General features: G+C 43.2%; 15 protein-coding genes. 14 read left to right on the top strand and 1 reads right to left on the bottom strand.

Going from position 1 to position 20,934, the window contains the following annotated elements; translation table 11 throughout:
* Nucleotides 1-4 precede the first annotated feature (4 nt).
* The 9 genes from metA (at nt 5) to ybaK (ending at nt 10,435) form a co-directional block, all read left to right on the top strand.
* Nucleotides 5-946, top strand: coding sequence for a homoserine O-acetyltransferase MetA (metA, locus tag LIR34_RS01835; RefSeq protein WP_173901690.1), 942 nt, complete (start codon nt 5-7; stop codon nt 944-946).
* Nucleotides 947-1,155: 209 nt separating this feature from the next.
* The gene (locus tag LIR34_RS01830; protein ID WP_173901691.1) at nt 1,156-2,187 is read left to right on the top strand and encodes an acyltransferase family protein; all 1,032 of its coding nucleotides are present in this window, start codon (nt 1,156-1,158) and stop codon (nt 2,185-2,187) included.
* A 50-nt stretch (nt 2,188-2,237) separates the two neighbouring features.
* Nucleotides 2,238-3,782: a Na+/H+ antiporter NhaC family protein gene (locus LIR34_RS01825; RefSeq protein ID WP_161284382.1), complete on the top strand. Its 1,545-nt coding sequence runs from the start codon at nt 2,238-2,240 to the stop codon at nt 3,780-3,782.
* Nucleotides 3,775-4,383 (top strand): C39 family peptidase, encoded by a 609-nt coding sequence (locus LIR34_RS01820; RefSeq protein WP_161284490.1) that lies wholly within the window; start codon nt 3,775-3,777, stop codon nt 4,381-4,383. Before LIR34_RS01825 ends, LIR34_RS01820 begins: the two co-directional genes overlap by 8 nt.
* A 91-nt stretch (nt 4,384-4,474) precedes the next feature.
* Nucleotides 4,475-5,074 (top strand): zinc dependent phospholipase C family protein, encoded by a 600-nt coding sequence (locus LIR34_RS01815; protein WP_265107696.1) that lies wholly within the window; start codon nt 4,475-4,477, stop codon nt 5,072-5,074.
* 176 nt (nt 5,075-5,250) lie between these two features.
* Nucleotides 5,251-7,299, top strand: coding sequence for a C40 family peptidase (locus LIR34_RS01810; RefSeq protein ID WP_173901692.1), 2,049 nt, complete (start codon nt 5,251-5,253; stop codon nt 7,297-7,299).
* Between the two features lie 210 nt (nt 7,300-7,509).
* The gene (locus tag LIR34_RS01805; protein ID WP_161284384.1) at nt 7,510-8,763 is read left to right on the top strand and encodes a transglutaminase domain-containing protein; all 1,254 of its coding nucleotides are present in this window, start codon (nt 7,510-7,512) and stop codon (nt 8,761-8,763) included.
* A 10-nt stretch (nt 8,764-8,773) separates the two neighbouring features.
* A complete protein-coding gene (locus LIR34_RS01800) occupies nt 8,774-9,931 on the top strand; it encodes a TM7S3/TM198-like domain-containing protein (RefSeq protein ID WP_161284385.1) in 1,158 nt (385 codons plus the stop codon).
* A 21-nt stretch (nt 9,932-9,952) separates the two neighbouring features.
* On the top strand, nt 9,953-10,435 hold the full coding sequence (gene ybaK, locus LIR34_RS01795; protein WP_161284386.1) for a Cys-tRNA(Pro) deacylase: 483 nt from the start codon (nt 9,953-9,955) through the stop codon (nt 10,433-10,435).
* Between the two features lie 111 nt (nt 10,436-10,546).
* On the opposite strand, the gene LIR34_RS01790 is transcribed toward ybaK, so the two are convergent.
* Nucleotides 10,547-12,187 (bottom strand): ABC-F family ATP-binding cassette domain-containing protein, encoded by a 1,641-nt coding sequence (locus tag LIR34_RS01790; protein ID WP_161284387.1) that lies wholly within the window; start codon nt 12,185-12,187, stop codon nt 10,547-10,549.
* 302 nt (nt 12,188-12,489) lie between these two features.
* Here LIR34_RS01790 and LIR34_RS01785 point away from each other — a divergent pair, with 302 nt between their 5' ends.
* From LIR34_RS01785 to LIR34_RS01765, 5 genes are all read left to right on the top strand, one after another.
* A complete protein-coding gene (locus tag LIR34_RS01785; protein ID WP_161284388.1) occupies nt 12,490-12,912 on the top strand; it encodes an RrF2 family transcriptional regulator in 423 nt (140 codons plus the stop codon).
* Between the two features lie 213 nt (nt 12,913-13,125).
* Nucleotides 13,126-16,662: a pyruvate:ferredoxin (flavodoxin) oxidoreductase gene (nifJ, locus tag LIR34_RS01780; protein ID WP_161284389.1), complete on the top strand. Its 3,537-nt coding sequence runs from the start codon at nt 13,126-13,128 to the stop codon at nt 16,660-16,662.
* An 85-nt stretch (nt 16,663-16,747) separates the two neighbouring features.
* On the top strand, nt 16,748-19,504 hold the full coding sequence (locus LIR34_RS01775; protein WP_173901693.1) for a YfhO family protein: 2,757 nt from the start codon (nt 16,748-16,750) through the stop codon (nt 19,502-19,504).
* Nucleotides 19,501-20,463: a glycosyltransferase family 2 protein gene (locus LIR34_RS01770; RefSeq protein WP_173901694.1), complete on the top strand. Its 963-nt coding sequence runs from the start codon at nt 19,501-19,503 to the stop codon at nt 20,461-20,463. Before LIR34_RS01775 ends, LIR34_RS01770 begins: the two co-directional genes overlap by 4 nt.
* Nucleotides 20,464-20,475: 12 nt before the next feature.
* On the top strand, nt 20,476-20,919 hold the full coding sequence (locus LIR34_RS01765; RefSeq protein WP_161284392.1) for a GtrA family protein: 444 nt from the start codon (nt 20,476-20,478) through the stop codon (nt 20,917-20,919).
* Nucleotides 20,920-20,934: the final 15 nt, after the last annotated feature.

Raw genomic sequence — 20,934 nt, 5'->3', positions numbered from 1 at the left:
GAAAATGCCTATCAAGATACAGGGAGAACTGCCGGTAAAGGAAATTCTGGAAAGAGAAAACATATTTGTTATGGACGAGACAAGGGCTGTGCATCAGGATATCCGTCCGATTCAGATTCTGATCCTGAACCTGATGCCGCTTAAGGAGGAAACAGAACTTCAGCTTCTTCGTTCTCTTTCCAATACACCGCTTCAGGTTGATGTGACATTTATGGCGGTGGCAAGTCATGAGGCGAAAAATACGTCTCTCAGCCACCTGAATAAATTTTATGAAACTTTTTCTGAACTGAAAGAGAAGCGTTTTGATGGAATGATCATAACAGGAGCACCGGTAGAGCAGATGGAATTTGAGGAAGTGGATTACTGGAACGAGCTTCAGGTGATTATGGACTGGACCGAAAGCCATGTGACTTCGACAATTTTCCTGTGCTGGGCAGCACAGGCAGGTCTGTATCATTTTTACGGACTTAAGAAACGTCAGCTTGACCATAAAATGTTTGGATTATTCTGGCACAAAGTACTGAATCGCAAAATCCCGCTGGTAAGGGGGTTTGATGATATGTTCCTTGCACCACACTCCAGACATACAGAGGTGCCGATCGAAGATATCCGTGCCTGCAAAGACATTACAATTCTGGCGGAATCTGAGGAGGCCGGGCTTTTTCTTGCAATGGCGGAAGGCGGAAGAAAGATTTTTGTCATGGGACATCCGGAATATGACAGGGTTACACTGGATGGAGAGTATAAACGTGATGTGAGCAAAGGGCTTCCGATTGAAATTCCGGAAAATTATTATCGAGAGGATGATCCGACAAACAAACCGCTGCTTATGTGGAGAGCCCATGCGAATAATCTGTATACGAACTGGCTGAATTATTACGTATATCAGAGTACACCGTTCGACCTCTATGGAACACCTGATTTTGACAGTATTGAAAATGGCTGAAAAACTCAGGGTTGATCTAGCAGAAAAATAAGTTGCTGAGTAGAATGCTCATAATTTATATGAATAGTATGAAAGTTCTCGGGAGTTAATTCCGAGGGCTTTCTGTAGTATGAAATTTCTATAATATTGCATCAGTAAATGAGTTGTTACTGTGCGCAGGATGGTATCTGTAATCAGCAACAGAGATTTTGAAAATGACAGGTGAATAAATGGGAAAATGTGTAAGAGTAAAATGGATCGATTATGCGAAGGGTATAACAATGCTTCTTGTTATAATTGGTCATACCATATCAGATGATCTGATAAGGGGGATGATTTTTTCTTTTCATATGCCTCTTTTTTTTATGCTGAGTTGTGTGACATATAGATTCTCTTTGGATAAAGGAGAATTAAAAGCAAAAACCAGAAAATCATTTATGCATTTGATTATTCCGGTGATATCTATTTTCCTAATATGTCTGGTGTATAGATTTTTGACGGATATGAAAGAATGGGAGTCATTGGCTTTTGTACCAGCTTTTTTGAAAGAACAATTTAAGACAATTGTGTTTTGCAGTGGAAGCCGGAACTCTCCCAAAAGCTTTCCCGTATCGGTTCCGGCATTGGCCATTCCGTGGTTTTGCGTAGTACTATTTTGCAGCAGAACACTTTTAGATACTCTGCATTTGTATCTTGATGAAATAAAGTTGATGCTGGTTTCGTGTGTATTATCTGTAGCTGGTGTTTTTATAGGCAAGTTTGTCTGGCTGCCGTTTTCATTTGATGTTGTACTGGCGGTTATACCGTTTTTGTACATAGCATTGTATTTTAGAAAAATAAATGTATCTGAAAAGCCTTTATTTAAATTTGTTGTGGCATTTGTGATTTGGATAGTGATATTTTTTGTTATTTTTTACATGAAAGATGATTACCTGCAGTTAGCTCCGAGAAAGTATCCAATGTATCCTTTGTGTTATATTGGGGCGTTCTTTGGTACGTGGATGCTTTCAGAACTTTCAGTTTTATTGTGCAACCTTAGCATATCAAGGCCGATCGTATATTTGGGAAAATATTCTATGTATATGCTGATCGTTCACTCACTGGACAGCACTTTGTTTGCAAAATTGTGGATTGTAAATAAAAGTGAATATGTAAACTGCATTATGCGCTTATTGGTGGATACTATTCTTTTTTTACTTTTGAAAAAGTGTATTGATTTTTGGAAAATAACAAAGTTAAAGAGTGCGAATATAACACAATAATTGTTTTGAGAGATTTACATTAGAATTATAACACATGAGGAGGAAAAGAGATGGATGGTTCAATGTTTATTGGAACTTGGTGGTCACTTGTGCCACCGCTGCTGGCAATTGTACTGGCACTGGTAACAAAAGAAGTTTATAGTTCGCTTTTTATCGGAGTGGCAGCAGGCGCGCTGCTGTACACAGGGTTTCACCCGTGGGAGGCGTTTGTAGCTTTTTTTGAAATAATGAAGAACAGTATGAATCTGAATATTCTGATTTTTGATGTTCTGCTTGGAATGATCATTGTCCTGATGTCAAAATCAGGTGGATCAGCAGCCTATGGAAAATGGGCTGGAAGCAAGATTAAATCCAAAAAGAGTGCGCTGCTGGCAACTACAGGCCTTGGAGTGCTGATCTTTGTGGATGATTATTTTAACTGTCTGACCGTCGGTTCTGTTATGCGGCCTGTCACAGACCGCTATAAGGTATCCAGAGCAAAGCTGGCATACATTATTGATGCTACAGCAGCACCAGTCTGCATCATAGCACCGATTTCCAGCTGGGCAGCTGCGGTGAATTCCTATGTGCCGGATGATGCGGGTATCACTGGATTTCAGCTGTTTCTTTCTACGATTCCGTATAATCTCTATGCAATCCTTACCCTGGTAATGGTAGTCTTTGTTATCACCACGGGTCTGGATTTTGGATTGATGAAGATTCATGAAAAAAATGCAGAAAAAGGAGATCTCTTTACTTCTGGTGGAGAGGAGTTTGAACAGGTAAAAGAAGAGGAAATATCTGCGAAAGGAAAGGTAACAGATCTGGTACTGCCGGTTCTGGTTCTGATCATCTCAGCGATTGGAGCAATGATCTATACTGGATTCCTTGGCGGAGCGACAGATATTGTAACTGCATTTTCAGGCTGTGACGCAGAGACAAGTCTGATCTTTGCAACGATGATAACAGTATTTTTTATGATGCTTTTGTATCTTCCGAGAAAAGTCATTACATTCAAAGGCTTTATGGATAGCTTTGTAGAGGGATTCAAGATGATGATACCGGCAATCGCGATTCTGATATTTGCCTGGTCATTGAAGGGAATGGGAGATGCCCTGGAGATCAGCACCTTTGTAAAAAATATTGTGGGAAATAATGCATCTGCAAGCGTTATACTCCCGGCAGTTTTGTTTGTTGTTGCAGTATTTCTTTCATTTTCAACAGGAACAAGCTGGGGAACTTTTGCAATTCTTGTTCCTATTGCCATAGCCATGTTCCCGGGTTCAGAGAATGTGCAGATGATGATCATTGCTGTGTCAGCAGTTCTGGCAGGGGCAGTCTGCGGAGATCATATCTCACCGATTTCGGATACAACTGTTATGTCTTCGGCAGGAGCGCAGTCTAATCATATTAATCATGTGACGACGCAGATGCAGTATGCAGCAGTTGTTGCTGTTGTGTCTTTTATTGGTTATATTATTGCCGGATTTATACACATCTGGTGGGTGGTTCTGGGAATCAGTCTTGTCCTGCTCTTGATTATACTGAATGTACTCAGGAGAATCAGTAATGGAAAAGAACAATGTGCAGATATGCAGGAAAAAAAGCATGCATAAGATAACAGTTCCATATATAGATCAGAGTATAAAATATCCTACAGGATGTGAGAGCGTATCGGCTGTTATGCTGCTCAGATTTCTGGGATATGATATTACGGTTGATGAGTTTATTGAGAATGGGCTGGAATGTCGGGATATGGAATTGAGGGATGGAGTTTTGTATGGACCGGATCCGAATGAATGCTTCTGTGGAAATCCTTATGATGAGGATGGATTTGGAATCTATGCAGGGGGACTTCGGAAAGCTCTTGAAAGAGTAGCAGGTGACAGGTACAAATTTCCGGATGAAACGGGAACGCCGGTATCTGAACTTTTAAGAAAATATATTGATCAGAATATGCCGGTTGTTTTCTGGGCCTGTATTAATATGAGAGAGGAAATTCCAGGACCGGAATGGCGGCTTTTGGATTCGGGGGAGAAGTTTTGCTGGACATCGAATGAACATTGTATGCTCCTTGTGGGATATGATGAGAAAAACTATTATTTTAATGATCCCTATGACAATAACGGTGTGATCGGATATCCGAAAGAAATTGTTGAAAGAAGACATGCCGCTCAGCATAGTATGGCATTGGGTGTAACTGAAGAAAAATATTAAAATTCACAAAAACTTATTTTACAAACAGAAAGATATCTGCTATAGTATATCTTGGTTACAGTAAATACGTTATGATTGCAGATAGAAAGAAGTGTTTATTTTGCGAAAGAAATCACACATACTTTTAGCAAGATATCTGGCAGACCAGATGCCTGCTAATGAGAGCTTACAGTCACATAGAAAAGCATTTTGTCTTGGAAATATTCTTCCGGACATTCAGCCATCCTTTGTAACCAAGAGACATGAATATTTTGGCACCTTTGATGAGGTACAGGGAAAGATCTACCATTTGATAGAGAAGAGTACAGGTAAATGCAATGACCGGGTGTTCTGGAGAAGAGCCGGTGAGATCATGCATTATATTGCAGATTATTTTACATTTCCGCATAATAAGACATTTGACGGTTCTCTGCGTCAGCATAATACTTATGAGAAACATCTGAAGAATGAACTCAAGGATTTTGTTGAAAGCGGCAGGGCGGATATTTATGTGGAGAAGAACCTGCGTTTTGATTCATTGAATCAGCTGACTGATTATATCAGAGAGCGACATAAGGTCTATCTTGACAGGAAACGTTCGATCGATGAGGATATACATTATATTCTCAGCGTGTGCTTTCAGGTATTTCAGGGATTGTTTCAGCTTTGTCTTCGGACAGCTGTCCAGGGAGTGCCAGCAGCAGATATCTGAAAATATGAAAAAAATATGAAATTTACCCAAATCCGCCGGAGTGTTACACTCCGGCGGTTGATTTTGAAAAAACAGTATGCTAAAATAAGCACAGTTATTAAGTAAGTTAGAAGATTTTAACATGTTTCTTTCTGTAAGAGAGAAATATGGCCGCAGAAGGGAGTTTTTTTTGCAGGATGAAAAATAAATATCTGACAAAGTGTTTATGCATTACAATGATTTCAGCAATGGTTTTATCCAGTCCGATGTCTATTCTGGCTGCAGATGAAGAGATAGAAGCCTCTGGTGATTTCAGTGATGGCAGCGACCTGGGCGATGGCGCTGAAGCAGAAACGCCGACGCCGGAGCCAACGACAGCCCCGGAGCCAACGACAGCCCCGGAGCCAACGACAGCCCCGGAGCCGACAACAGCGCCGGAACCGACAACAGCACCTGAGCCAACGACAGCACCTGATCCTACCGTCGAACCGACAACAACACCGGAGCCGACAACAGTGCCTGATCCTACTGCAACAGTGACACCGGCACCGACAGTGACACAGACACCGACGGCAGCAGTTCCGGAGGCAGTTGCCAAATTGATCGATCAGATCAGAACCCTGGCAGATCAGACGCTTACCTTGAAGGATGAAGCAAAAGTGCAGGCGCTCAGAAAGGCATACAACAATCTGACAAGTGATCAGCAGACAATGGTGACGAATTACCAGGCGCTGGTCAGTATGGAAGAGAAGATTACAGCACTTAAGAAGAAACAGAATGGCGATAATGGAAATAATACAGATATTTCTGACGGAACCAAGACAGATGTGACTGGTAAGACAGGTACACCGGTTTATTATGTGTCGAATCTTCATGCCGGCAAGGATTTTTATCTGGACAGCCTGAAAGAAAATTATCAGCTTAGTTTCTCTGATGATTTTTCATCTGTAATGGATGAGATTGAGAAGGAGTATAAGCAAAAGAATAAGCTGACAGATGCCAGTGACAACAGAGATGACGGTCTTACCACATCAGCAGATTCTCTTCTTGTCCGTAACTGGCAGGATATCCTTGCTGTTTATGTGTACGAGCAGAGCCAGAAGGGTGTTAAGGAATTTAAGCTGGATTCTTCCAGCAAGGACGAACTCGCCAAAATCTTTGAGAAGATGAATCCGATAGTACGCGACAAAGAGAATAACACCCATGTTTCCTATGGAAATTATCATATCAATACTTACATTAAGCAGAATAATATCGCACAGGATCAGAGAGGAACTCTTAAGAAATATGTAGAGACGGACTGTAAGCTTCTCTGTGCGATAGTTACGGATGCCAGGGGCTTTGTGCGCCAGAGTGTCGGAGATGATATTTCTGAGGAACGTGTTAATGTTATCACAGCTGCATATTCTCTGATCGGTGAGGTTGGTTATTTCTGGGGTGGTAAATCCACAGTGATCGGTAAGGACTCAAGCTGGGGAACTGCTGAGAAGGTTTCAGCGGCCGGAAGTCCGAGTACAGGAACTACCAGAGCATATGGACTGGACTGCAGTGGCTTTGTTACATGGGCTGTGATCAACGGATATGACAGTACAAATATGCAGAACAGCGTTGGAGACGGAACCTCAGATCAATGGGAGAAGGCCAATGTAGTCAGTGAGCAGGATGCACAGCCGGGAGATCTGGTATTTCAGAATGGTCCGGAATCCGGAAGTGATAATCATGTAGGCATCATCTGCGGCAAGACAGATGCGGGAGACTGGATCGCAGTACATTGTTCTTCCAGCAAAAACGGAGTTACTGTTGGTGAGGCATATGGAGCAAGCTTCCGCTATATCCGTCAGCCGTCATTTTATCCGACAGAGGAAGAACTTGCCCAGATGGTCAGTGACGGTGAGACAGCAGACAATGCGCAGGCTCAGGAAGTAAGTACAGATACATTAGAAACGTCAGATGGAGATTTTATATCAGATACAGCACTCCTGACAGGTACAGCAGGAACCAAAGAGGATACGAAGGAAGATACAACCGGAGTTGATATCAGTTTTGAAGATGATATTAATATCGGACAGGACGATACAGAAGATATGTTGTCTGACGGAACTACTGTTGAAAGTGCAACCGTAGAAATGACAGACAGCCTTAAGCAAATCCTCAAAAAAGGAACGACAGTTTCTTCTAAGAATGATGCGGTGATTTATCCGCAGCAGCCGGATAACAGTGATATTCAGATAGAATTTGAGGATTGACAGCTGAGAGAGACCCGCGAAGATCTTTGCATGATTTTCGCGGGTTTTTTCCTTGGCCTTCTGAACATCCATAATACAGACTCTTTTTTCGTTGTGCTATAATGAAAGATGAGGCATAACTGTTCAAAGGGAAAATGAGAATATTTTTTGTCATATAATAGTAAGAGAACTGAACGGCCTCAAAATATCAGGAAAACAGAGGAATAAGAGATGAGAAAACACAGGTTGCCTCAAAAAGTATGCCTGTTTATAATTTTGGCTGTTATTCTGGGATGGGGCGTGAATACGTGCTTCCATAAATTGGCAGATAACGGTGACAGTACAGACCAGAAGGCTGTGATCACGGATGTGACGAAGGGGATTTTTGACAGGGAGCCTTCGGAGGTACAGAATTTGCGGGAGCAAAGCGTAGCGGATACGGATGAGGAAGGCTATCAGGAATATTATTTTCATCTTCTTGAAGAGTCTGAGAAAAGAATTTATCGGGAGATGTTAAACGGAATCCGAAAGAGAGAAAATGGTTTTTATCTGACTACTTCGGAGGAAACAAAGATTAATAAGGTTTACCATGCACTTCTTAAGGATCATCCGGAACTGTTCTGGGTTCATAACCGTCAGGAGGTATATACAACTTCCTATCAGGGAAGTGATTACTGTGAGTTTTCTCCGGGTTATACATACACAGAAGAAGAAATAACAGAGATCCGGCAGGCAATGTACAATGCCAGAGAAGCAGTCAGCAGTCTGATCCCGGAGGGAGCAGACACCTATGAGAAGGTTAAGACGGTTTATTCCTACATCATTGATACAGCGGAATATGCTTCTTCCGAGGATGACCAGAATGTAGCAGGGATTTTCTGGAGAAAACAGGCGGTTTGTGCCGGATATGCGAGAGCAGTGCAGTATCTTCTGGAACAATTGGAAGTTCCCTGTATTTACGTAGAGGGAGATACCAGAGACAGCGATGAGGGTCATGCATGGAATATTGTACAGATTGACGGACAGTATTATTATGTGGATGCGACCAATGGTGATCAGCCAAGGTTTCTTGAGGGAGATGCAGTCCAGCTTGCGGAGCATAAGACCATTATTTATGACTATCTGTGTCCGTTTCCGCAGGAATATGAGCAGGTGTATACTGCTTCGAAAGAATTTTCGTTACCGGAATGTACGGCAACGGATAAGAATTTTTATGTACTGAATCAGGCATATTTTGATATGTATGATTATCAGACTTTGTATGATTACTGCTGTATGCGGCTGGATAACGGGGCGGCAGTTGTGCGCTTCAAGTTCAAAAACCAGGAAGATTTTGACCAGGTTTACCAGGAGTGGATCCAGAGCGGCGGCAGTGAAGATATTCAGAATGTGGCAAGATATTATATGGGACTTTACGGACTCAGCACGGTGGAATATCATTATGGAGTTCTGGATAATCTCAAGACTATGTACTTTATGTTTTAGGAGGCGCGTTATGACGGGAATATTACAACAGATAATGGGTACCATGGAACAGACACGGACAATGTCGGCCCTGGACAGTGTTTCAATGATCGGATTTGCAGCTCTTCTTGTTCTGGGAATAATCAACTGTGTCCTTGGATACAGACTGCTTCGTTTCTGGATGATGCTGTTCGGATTCCTGATCGGAGGCGGTATTGGTCTTGGTGTGGCCTATACTATGGGAATTCAGGAAAAATATATGTATGCGGTGATTATGATCGGAGTTGGAATTCTGCTTGCAGTGATCGCTTTCCTCAGTTACAAGATCGGAATTTTTGTGATCGGAGCCGGTATTGGACTGGGACTTGGAATTTATGTGTTTCATCCGACTACTTCGCTGGTCTTTTTCTTCTGTCTTCTGCTGGGAGTCGGACTTGGTGCACTTGCCATGAAATGGGCAAGAGAAGTTCTGATCGTTGGAACCAGTCTTCTTGGAGGTGCGATGGCGGGGATTTCGCTGGCAAAGCTTGGAGGACTGGATGATATTCCCTATGGTTTGGGACTGAGTGCACTCTGTGCTTTACTTGGTATGCTGATTCAGTTTGCGACAAATCGCCGTGTCGTAATAGAAGAAGAGGAATATGAGCCGGAAAGGGTCAAAAAAGTCAAAAGAAATCCCGGCTACAGGGACAGCGCTGAGTATCCTTCAGACAGAAGAGCGGCAATAGAAGAAGAATCAGGATGCCAGAGAAAGCCTAAGAGTCGTGAGACCAATTCGCAAGAATATGCTCCTGCCAGACGGAAGCGAGTGGTAGATGTTCCGCTTGAAAATAAAAAAACACGCAGGACCAGACAGGACGAACAGGAACTGGATTTGGAGGGGACTGTGGTATATCGCCCGAAGAGGTCTGCGGCATCTGCAGACAGAACTGTAAATGTCAGAAGCGGTAATGTCAGAAGTGCGGGGAAGACCAGACATGATATTTATGAGAAGGATCGGTATGATGATTACTATGATGATTATGATGATGGATATTATGACAGAGAACCGATCGATGAAGAATTTCTGGATGAGCAGGTGATTCAGGAAATGATGGATGAGGATGACCGCGAGGGAGAAGAAATATGGAATAAGATTTCCAGAAAGAATACAAAGAAAAACACCGGACGAAACAAAAATGCCAGGTAAGAGGCAGGAAAGAAGGACAGAATGGCAAAAGAAGCAAAGACAAATGCAATGAGGATGTTGGATCGTCAGAAAATCAAATACGAGGCATTTCCTTATGAATGTGATGAGTTTATAGATGGAATCCACAGTGCTGACTTAATCGGTGCACCCTATGAGCAGTCGTTTAAAACGCTTATTATGGAGGGAAAAAGCGGAGGATATTATGTGTTTGTAGTGCCGATAGAGAAGGAAGTTGATCGTAAGGCGGCTGCCAGAGCTGTCGGAGAGAAAGCAGTTGACATGATACATGTCAAAGATATTCTCAAGATCAGCGGATATGTGAGAGGTGGCTGCAGTCCTCTGGGAATGAAGAAACCATATCCGACAGTATATGACGCATCTGCCGGAGATTTTTCTGAGATTTATGTGAGCGGAGGAAGGATAGGCCTCACACTTAAGGTTCCTCTGAAGCCACTTCTTGAGGTTACAAATGGGAAGCTTGCAGATATTACAATGAAAGACTGATAGCTGTGAAGGTACTGAAGTGAACAGTTATATAAAAATCCCCTGTGCTGTCTGATGACAGAAGCAGGGGATTTTGTTACTTTATAATATTCAAAAAATATACGCCAATCCTTAGTTATCGGATGCATCTTCCTCGTTGATCTCGAATACATGACGTTTCTTGGCCATTTCATCGCTTGCCAGATATTCGTCGTAGGTTGTGATCTTGTCGATCAGTTTTCCGTCAGGAAGGATTTCCATGATGCGGTTTGCAGTTGTCTGCACAAACTGATGGTCGTGTGAGGTAAAAAGAATAACACCCGGGAATTTGATCAGACCATTGTTGAGTGCAGTGATGCTTTCCATATCGAGGTGGTTGGTAGGCTCGTCAAGGATCAGGATGTTGGCACCGGAGATCATCATCTTGGATAACAGACAACGAACTTTCTCACCACCGGAGAGAACACGGACTTTCTTGACACCGTCTTCGCCAGGGAAAAGCATTCTTCCGAGGAAACCACGCACATAAGTTGCATCCTTGATCTCGGAATACTGTGTCAGCCAGTCTGTAATGGTAAGATCATTGTCGAATTCCTGTGTATTGTCCTTCGGGAAATAAGCCTGGGAAGTAGTAACACCCCATTTGTAAGTTCCTTCATCCGGTTCCAGTTCACCAGTAAGGATGCGGAAGAAAGTAGTGATTGCCTGTTCGTTGGCACCGACAAAAGCAACCTTGTCATCATGGCCGAGTGTAAAGCTGATGTTGTCAAGAACTTTAACGCCATCGATAGTCTTGGAAAGGTTTTCTACCATGAGGACTTCATTTCCGATCTCGCGGTTTGGACGGAAATCAATGTAAGGATATTTACGGCTAGACGGACGCATATCGTCAAGCTGGATTTTTTCCAGGGCACGCTTACGGGAAGTTGCCTGCTTGGATTTGGATGCGTTGGCACTGAATCGGGAAATAAATTCCTGAAGTTCTTTGATTTTTTCTTCTTTTTTCTTGTTGGCTTCCTTCATCTGTTTGATGAGAAGCTGGCTGGATTCGAACCAGAAATCATAGTTTCCGGCATACAGCTGAATCTTGCCATAATCAATATCCGCAGTATGTGTGCAGACTTTATTAAGGAAATAACGGTCATGGGATACAACGATGACGGTATTGTCAAAGTTGATCAGGAATTCTTCGAGCCATTCGATAGCCGGAAGATCAAGATGGTTGGTAGGCTCATCGAGGAGAAGGATATCCGGGTTTCCAAAAAGTGCCTGTGCCAGAAGAACCTTGACCTTCTGGCTTCCGGTAAGGTCAGCCATCTGTGTATAGTGGAGTTCGGATTCGATGCCAAGTCCGTTAAGAAGAGTTGCGGCATCGGATTCTGCTTCCCAGCCGTTCATCTCTGCGAATTCACCTTCGAGTTCGCTTGCACGGATTCCATCTTCGTCAGTGAAATCTTCCTTGGCATAGATGGCTTCTTTTTCTTTCATAATCTCATACAGTCTGGCATTTCCCATAATGACGGTATCAAGAACCTGAAAGGAGTCGTATTTGAAGTGATCCTGCTGCAGGAAAGAAAGACGCTGACCGGGAGTGATCACAATGTCTCCGTTGGTCGGCTCAAGCTGTCCGGAAAGAATTTTAAGGAAAGTAGACTTACCGGCACCGTTGGCACCAATCAGACCATAGCAGTTTCCTTCTGTGAATTTGATGTTGACATCTTCAAAAAGAGCCTTCTTGCCAACACGCAGTGTAATATTATTTGCTGAAATCATAAAGTACCTCTTTTCTTGATTATGGTTTCTTAGTATTCTTTTTGTTTTTTATGCATTCACACCTCATTGTACAGTAAAAAGAGGATTTTGCAAGACTTAATCCCGGATTTTTCCGAAAAAACAGAGAAGCTGTTGAATTTGATTAAAATAAAGATGATAAGATATAAAAAAATGTTGAATTTATACAAAGATGTTGATATAATCTACAGGATGAGCTGTAGTAAGAAACAAAAGGTACGAAAACAAATAAAGGGCATATTGGAGAAGGATGCCTGAGAGACAGTTGGGAGAGGGCTTAAACTATGTTGATTACCAGGGAATGTGATTATGCAGTCAGGGTCGTCCGTGCACTTGCGGACAGCAGGAGAATGAGTGTGGGTGAAATCTGTGAAAAGGAATTTATCACAGCACCGTTTGCTTACAAGATTCTCAAGAAGCTTCAGAAAGCGGGGATCGTAAAGGGATTCCGGGGAGTACATGGGGGGTACTCACTGAATCGGGTGGCGAAAGAGCTGACACTTTATGATGTCTATACGGCGATAGATCCGGAATTCTTTATTATAGACTGTCTGGAGCCGGGATATCAGTGTACGTGTGATGGGAGCGGAAACCAGGCATGTACGGTACACAGGGAGCTTCAAAGAGTTCAGAAAGAACTATGCAAAATGCTTCAGGAGAAGAATCTGGAGGATATTTTTCATTTGGAAAACAGAAACAGGCTGTGAGAGAACAGCCATAGTGGATGTCAGAAATTGTTGCAGTTCACCAAAAGTAAGCGGACTGCAACTTTTTTTGTATGTAAATATATACAGAAAAATTACAATCCAGATTGGACAATCCAAAAGGCTTATGCTATAATAATGAATGGACTTTTAGACCACATACTGGTCTAGAGATAAAAATTATTTTCATCATACCTTTAAGGAGGAAAACAAACTATGGCAAGAAAGATGAAAACCATGGATGGTAACCATGCAGCCGCTCATGCTTCTTATGCATACTCAGATGTAGCTGCTATTTACCCGATTACTCCTTCATCTGTTATGGCGGAAGCAACAGATGAGTGGGCTACTCAGGGAAGAAAGAACATTTTTGGACAGGAAGTACAGGTTACAGAGATGCAGTCTGAGGCAGGTGCTGCAGGTGCAGTACACGGATCTCTGGCAGCAGGTGCCCTGACAACTACTTATACTGCATCCCAGGGTCTTCTTCTTATGATCCCGAACCTTTACAAAATCGCTGGTGAGCAGCTTCCGGGCGTTATCAACGTATCCGCTCGTGCACTTGCTTCTCACGCACTTTCTATCTTTGGAGACCACTCCGACGTTATGGCATGTCGTCAGACCGGATGTGCAATGCTCTGCGAATCTTCCGTACAGGAAGTAATGGACCTTACACCGGTTGCTCATCTTGCAGCAATCAAAGGTAAAGTTCCGTTCATCAATTTCTTCGATGGATTCCGTACATCTCACGAGATCCAGAAGATCGAGACATGGGATTATGAGGATCTGAAGGACATGGCAGATATGGAAGCTATCCAGGCATTCCGTGACCATGCACTCAACCCGAACCATCCATGTCAGAGAGGTTCTGCTCAGAACCCGGATATCTTCTTCCAGGCAAGAGAAGCATGTAACCCGTTCTACGATGCTCTTCCGGCAGTAGTTCAGGAATACATGGACAAAGTAAACGAAAAGATCGGAACAGACTATAAACTGTTCAACTACTACGGAGCAGAAGATGCTGAGCACATCATCATCGCTATGGGTTCCGTAAACGATACAATCGAGGAGACAATCGATTACCTTGCAGCAGCAGGCAAAAAAGTCGGTGTTGTTAAAGTTCGTCTTTACAGACCATTCTGCGCTCAGGCCCTGATCGATGTTATCCCGGATTCCGTTAAACAGATCAGCGTTCTCGACAGAACAAAAGAGCCAGGAGCACTTGGCGAGCCTCTGTACCTTGACGTTGTTGCTGCATTAAAGGACAGCAAATTCAAAGACGTTAAGATCTTTACAGGACGTTATGGTCTTGGTTCCAAAGATACTACACCGGCACAGATCGTTGCAGTATATGAGAACACAACAAAAGAAAAATTCACAATCGGTATTGTTGATGATGTTACAAACCTTTCCCTGGAAACAGGTGCACCGCTTGTTACAACTCCTGAAGGAACTACAAACTGTAAGTTCTGGGGACTTGGAGCAGATGGTACTGTAGGTGCAAACAAGAACTCCATCAAGATCATCGGTGATAACACAGACATGTACGCTCAGGCTTACTTCGATTATGACTCCAAGAAGTCCGGCGGTGTTACAATGTCTCACCTTCGTTTCGGTAAGAAACCGATCAAATCCACATACCTGATCCACAAAGCAAACTTTGTTGCATGTCATAATCCGTCCTATGTAAACAAATACAACATGGTTCAGGAACTTGTTGACGGTGGTACATTCCTTCTTAACTGTGCATGGGATATGGAAGGTCTTGAGAAACATCTTCCGGGACAGGTTAAAGCATTCATTGCTAACCATGGTATCAAATTCTACACCATCGACGGTGTGAAGATCGGTATCGAGACCGGCATGGGACCAACACGTATCAACACAATCCTTCAGTCTGCATTCTTCAAACTTACAGGAATCATTCCGGAAGAGCAGGCAATCGAACTGATGAAAGCAGCTGCTAAAGCTACTTACGGACGTAAAGGTGATGATATTGTTCAGAAAAACTGGGCAGCTATCGATGCCGGTGCAAAACAGGTTGTAGAGATTCAGGTTCCGGAAAGCTGGAAAGATGCAGAGGATGAGGGACTCTTCATGGCTCATGCAACTCACGGCGCTCAGGATGCTCAGGATTTCGTAAACAACATCCAGTGCAAGATCAATGCTCAGGAAGGTAATTCACTCCCTGTATCCGCATTTACAGAATATGTTGATGGTACTACACCGTCCGGAACAGCAGCATACGAAAAACGTGGTATTGCTGTAAACGTACCGGTATGGCAGCCAGAAAACTGTATCCAGTGTAACCGTTGTGCTTATGTCTGCCCACACGCAGCAATCCGTCCGGTAGCACTGACAGAAGAAGAAGCAGCTAACGCTCCTGAGGGAATGGCTACACTTCCAATGACAGGAATGAAAGAATACAAATTCACCATGACTGTATCAGCTTATGACTGTACAGGATGTGGTTCCTGTGCAAATGTCTGCCCAGGCAAGAAAGGTGCAAAAGCCCTTGCTATGGAAAACATGGAAGCAAACGCAGGACTTCAGAAATTCTTCGATTACGGAAGAGAACTTCCGATCAAAGAAGAAGTTGTTGCTAAATTCAAAGAAACAACTGTTAAGGGAAGCCAGTTCAAACAGCCTCTGCTCGAGTTCTCCGGAGCATGTGCAGGTTGTGGTGAAACACCTTACGCTAAACTGATCACACAGCTGTTCGGTGACAGAATGTACATTGCAAATGCTACAGGATGCTCCTCTATCTGGGGTAACTCTTCACCGTCTACACCATATACAACCAACGCTAAGGGACAGGGTCCGGCATGGGCTAACTCACTGTTCGAGGATAACGCTGAGTTCGGTTATGGTATGCTTCTTGCTCAGAGAGCTATCCGTGATGGCCTCAAAGCAAAAGTTGAAGCTGTTGTAGCAGAAGGCAAAGATGAAGCAGTGAAAGAAGCTGGTCAGGAATGGCTGGATACATTCTCTGTTGGAGCAACAAACGGTGCAGCAACAGACAAACTGATCGCAGCTCTTGAAGCATGCGGATGTGACGCAGCAAAAGAAATCCTTGCTCAGAAGAATTATCTGTCCAAGAAATCCCAGTGGATCTTCGGTGGTGACGGATGGGCTTACGATATCGGATTCGGTGGTGTTGACCATGTTCTCGCAAGCGGACGTGACATCAACGTTATGGTATTCGATACAGAGGTTTACTCCAACACAGGCGGACAGTCCTCTAAATCTACACCGACAGGTGCTATCGCTCAGTTCGCAGCTGGCGGTAAAGAGACCAAGAAGAAAGATATGGCTTCCATCGCAATGAGCTATGGCTATGTATACGTAGCACAGATCTCTATGGGTGCTGACTTCAACCAGACTGTTAAAGCAATCGCTGAAGCAGAAGCTTATCCGGGACCGTCTCTGATCATTGCATACGCTCCATGTATCAACCATGGTATCAAGAAAGGTATGGCAAAAGCTCAGACAGAAGAAGAACTGGCAGTTAAGTGCGGATACTGGCACAACTTCCGCTTCAACCCGGCAGCAGACAAGAAGTTTGCTCTGGATTCCAAGACACCGGATATGGAGAACTACATGGACTTCCTGAACGGCGAGGTTCGTTACAACTCCTTACAGCGTCAGAATCCTGAGAAAGCAGCAAGACTGTTTGCTAAGAACGAATCTGAAGCAAAAGCAAGATATGACTATCTGAATAAGCTCGTAGCTATGTACGGCGAAGAAGAATAATTCAGAGTTAATGTTGGCCGCGGTACTCTATGTACCGCGGCTTTTTTCTTCATATCGAACATGGATTTTTATGAAAGAGAATGACATGAATAAGAAACTGGACAAAAAAAGAAATACAGATTTTTATCTGCTGTATACAGCAGCCTTTCTGGCAGTTGCCCTGGCACTGTATCTCAGATTTTTTACAAACGGGAAATCACTTGTCTGGAGTCATGACGGAGTGCCACAGCATCTGAATTCGCTGGCATATTACGGGAGATATCTGAGACAGGTCCTTTATACATTGTTCATAGAACATAAATTATCTCTGCCATTGTGGGATATGCATATCGGATATGGTTCAGATATACTGACTACTCTGCATTATTATGTGATCGGGGATCCTCTGACCTTGCTGGCGGTGTTTGTTCCTGAATCCAAAACAGAAACATTGTATGCGTTTCTGATCTTTCTGCGTATTTATCTGGCTGGAATCGCATTCAGCAGATACAGCTTTTACCATAAGAATTCAAAACAGGCTACCTTTGTGGGAACGATGATTTACATTTTTGCGGGCTGGACGATCTACGCTGCAATGAAGCATCCGTATTTCTCCAATCCGATGATCTATCTGCCTTTGATTCTTCTGGGGATTGATAAGATTTACAAAAAAGAAAAGCCTTATACATTCATCTGGTCCGTTGCCCTGGCAGGCCTTTCTAATTTTTATTTCTTTTATATGCTGGGGATTTTTATGGTTCTCTATGCGGCATTTCGATATTTTGACCTGTTTGCAGACAGGAGCCTTAAGAATATCGGAAAGTGGCTGGGGATTTTTGCGGTATATTCTGTGATTGCAGTGATGATCGCTGCGGTGATCCTTCTTCCTGTGATCATTCCGGTGTTTGGAACAGACCGGTTCGGAGCAGAAAATTATGTACCGCTGTTTTATGACAAAATTTATTACGAAAAATATCTTGGATGTCTGATCGGAGAGAATATGATCCAGTGGGGAGTTGCCGGTTATACGGCAGTGTCCCTTGCAGGTGTTTTTGTGCTGTTCGCAAAGAAAAAGAAATATACAGTGCTCAAAGCCGGGTTTGTGCTTCTGAATAGCTTTCTGCTGCTTCCGTTTGCCGGTCATGTTCTGAATGGATTTTCCTATGTTTCCAATCGATGGATCTGGGCATATGGAATGCTGATCGCATACATCTTTGTAAAAATATATCCGGAACTGTTTTCGCTTACTCTCAAAGAAAAGCGGAAGGTATTCGTGATGCTTCTGGTCTACTGTGTTCTGGCACTTCTTCCGGAAGCAGCGAGAACGCAGAGAAACCTTATGGCAATGATCCTTCTGACACTTTCCGTGTTTACCGTACTTTCCTATGGAAATATTTTTGTGAGAGAACGAAATCTCTGTCTGATGATCGCAGGCTTTCTGATCGCAGGTATTTTGTTTAACATTGCTTATCAGTATTCCTACGAAAAGGATTATCTTTCAGAATTTACTGACAGCGGTGAGGCGTTGGAAAAGCTGGAGACAGGTGTTGATCTGGCTGTTCTGGACACCGGGGATGATTCCATATACCGTTATGACCAGATGGATGCTTCTTCCAGTGAAAATTCTTCGATGCAGATGGGAACGAACAGTACTGCTTATTATTTCAGTGTTGCGAGTTCAAGCATTGCCAATTTCTTTGATGAAATGTATCTGAATACACCGTGGGAACAGCATTATGACAATCTGGACGGAAGAACCATCCTGGACCGTCTGGCTTCTGTGAAATATTTTGTTGTCAAAAAAGGAGAAGAAGCCTATCTTCCGTATGGCTATTCCAGGCTTTGCGGACAGGCAGAGAAAAAAAGCAAAACCTATCTGGCATATGCAAATGAGGATGCCCTGCCGCTTGGATATACCTATGATTCCTGGATATCAGAAAAAGATTACAGTGAAATGTCTGTGACAGAAAAACAGCAGGCGCTTTTACAGGGCGTGGTCTTAAAGGAGAGCTTTCTTCCGAAGGCAGAACTCAGCTTTAATGATCAGGAAATCCCTTATTATACTTCAGAGGGAAAGGGATGCCGCCTCAAAAACGGCAAGATCATTGTCACATCAGAAAATGCACAGCTTAAGCTGGTATTCGAGGGTGAAGAGAACGCAGAAACTTATCTTGTCGCAGAAGGCCTGGATTACGACGGATTGTCTCCAAGGGAGATGATCAGTGACAAAAAATGGGAAAAAATGACAACTTATGAGCAGAATAAGCTTCTGGAAGAAAATGGCAGATGGCGTTACTGGAAAGAAAGTCAGAAAGCATCCATCCAGCTCGGAGGGCGTTTTCTCAAAAAATCTATCCGGATCTTTACGGATAAATATAATGCGTACAGCGGCAAGCATAATTTTCTGTGTAATACCGGATATAGCGAAAAGGGCCGTCATACGATCACCCTCACCTTTGAAAATACAGGAGTTTACAGCTTTGACAGCCTTAAGGTATACTCTCAGCCAATGACAGGGATCGACAGGCAGACCAGAAAGCTTAAGGAGGAAGTCCTTACAGATATAAAAACCCAGAATAACGAGATCAGTGGAAAGATTTCTCTTTCTGACAGGAAAGCACTGGTGTTTTCAATCCCATACAGTGAAGGATGGATAGCGTATGTTGATGGAGAAAAAACCGAGATACAGGAAGCAAATACCATGTACATGGCACTGGAATTACCAAAGGGAGAGCATGAGATCCGCCTGGTATACAGTACGCCATATCTTAAGACAGGTCTGTGCTTGACTTGCATCGGGGTATTGTGCTACATTGTGTTAGTGCTAATAAACAGAAAGAAAAAGAGGTTTCAAAAATCATGAAAAATATACTGTCAGTTGTGCTTCCAGCCTATAATGAAGGCCTTATGGTGGGAAAGACCTGCAGGGTCCTTGGGGAAGTACTGAAGGGAGCGGGAATTCCGTATGAACTGGTTCTTGTAAATGATGGCTCCAGTGATAATACCTGGGAAGAAATCCTCAAGGCAGGTCACAAGGATCCGGCAGTGTTAGGCGTTCGTTTCTCCAGAAATTTCGGGAAAGAAGCAGCGGTTTTTGCAGGAATGGCACAGGCATCAGGGGATGTTGTTGCGGTTATGGACTGTGATCTCCAGCATCCGCCGGAAACACTGATAGAAATGTACGATCTCTGGAAACAGGGGTATGAGGTGATCGAGGGTGTCAAGAAAAGTCGTGGAAAAGAAAGCTTTTTTCACAGGGAAAGTGCAGGATTTTTCTATGGAATTATGTCCAAAGCGACAGGAATAGATATGCAGAATGCATCTGATTTCAAGATGATGGACCGTCAGGTTGTAGACAATATCCTTGCTATGCCGGAGAGAAATATGTTCTTTCGTGCAACTTCCTCCTGGGTTGGATTTAAGACGACATCCGTGGAGTTTGAGGTTCACGAAAGAGAGGCGGGAGAGACGAAATGGTCTACCTGGTCTCTTGTCAAATACGCGTTTACAAATATTGTGGCTTTTACAACTCTGCCGCTCCAGTTTGTGACGATCGGAGGAGGAATCTGTTTTCTGGGTTCGCTGATCCTGATCATTTATTCGCTGATCCAGTATTTTACCGGACATGCAGTGGAGGGATACACAACCACGCTTCTGGTGCTTCTCCTGATTGGAAGTGCGATCATGCTGAGCCTTGGTATAATAGGATATTATATTGCCAAGATCTATGAGGAAGTCAAGCGCCGTCCGCGTTATATTGTTTCCAGAATCGTGCGGGGCGGTGAGGATGTTTCCGAGACTGTCAGACATGACGGAAGATAGGAGATTATTATTATGAAGAAACTAAAAGCGTTGATTCTGCACTTTTATCAGAATGATGTGATCCGCTATGTGTTCTTTGGAGGATGTACGACCCTTGTGAATCTGGTCTGCTTCTTTGTACTTCGAAAATGCAGAGTGGAACTGAATATTGCAAACCTGATCTCGATCATTACGGCAATCCTGTTTGCCTATGTCGTTAATTCCAGATATGTATTTCAGGATAAATGTGAAACATTTAAGGATCATATTCGTCCGTTCTGTAAATTTATCAGTGCACGTCTGGTGACAATGGTGATAGAGGTCGGAGGCGTGTGGCTTCTTGTCGAAGTGTGCAAAATGAACGATATGGCAGGAAAATTTATCACGCAGTTTATTGTCCTTGCTTTAAATTACATATTCAGTAAATTTTTTGTTTTTACAACAGGAAAAAGTAAAAAATCTGATCTTACAGATTAGAATCAGAAATCGGGG

Origin of the sequence: Blautia sp. MSK17_66 (assembly GCF_020538025.1) — a bacterium.
Taxonomy (GTDB): domain Bacteria; phylum Bacillota; class Clostridia; order Lachnospirales; family Lachnospiraceae; genus Blautia_A.
Note: the sequence above shows the minus strand (reverse complement) of the source record. Positions and strands in the feature narration are given on the sequence as shown.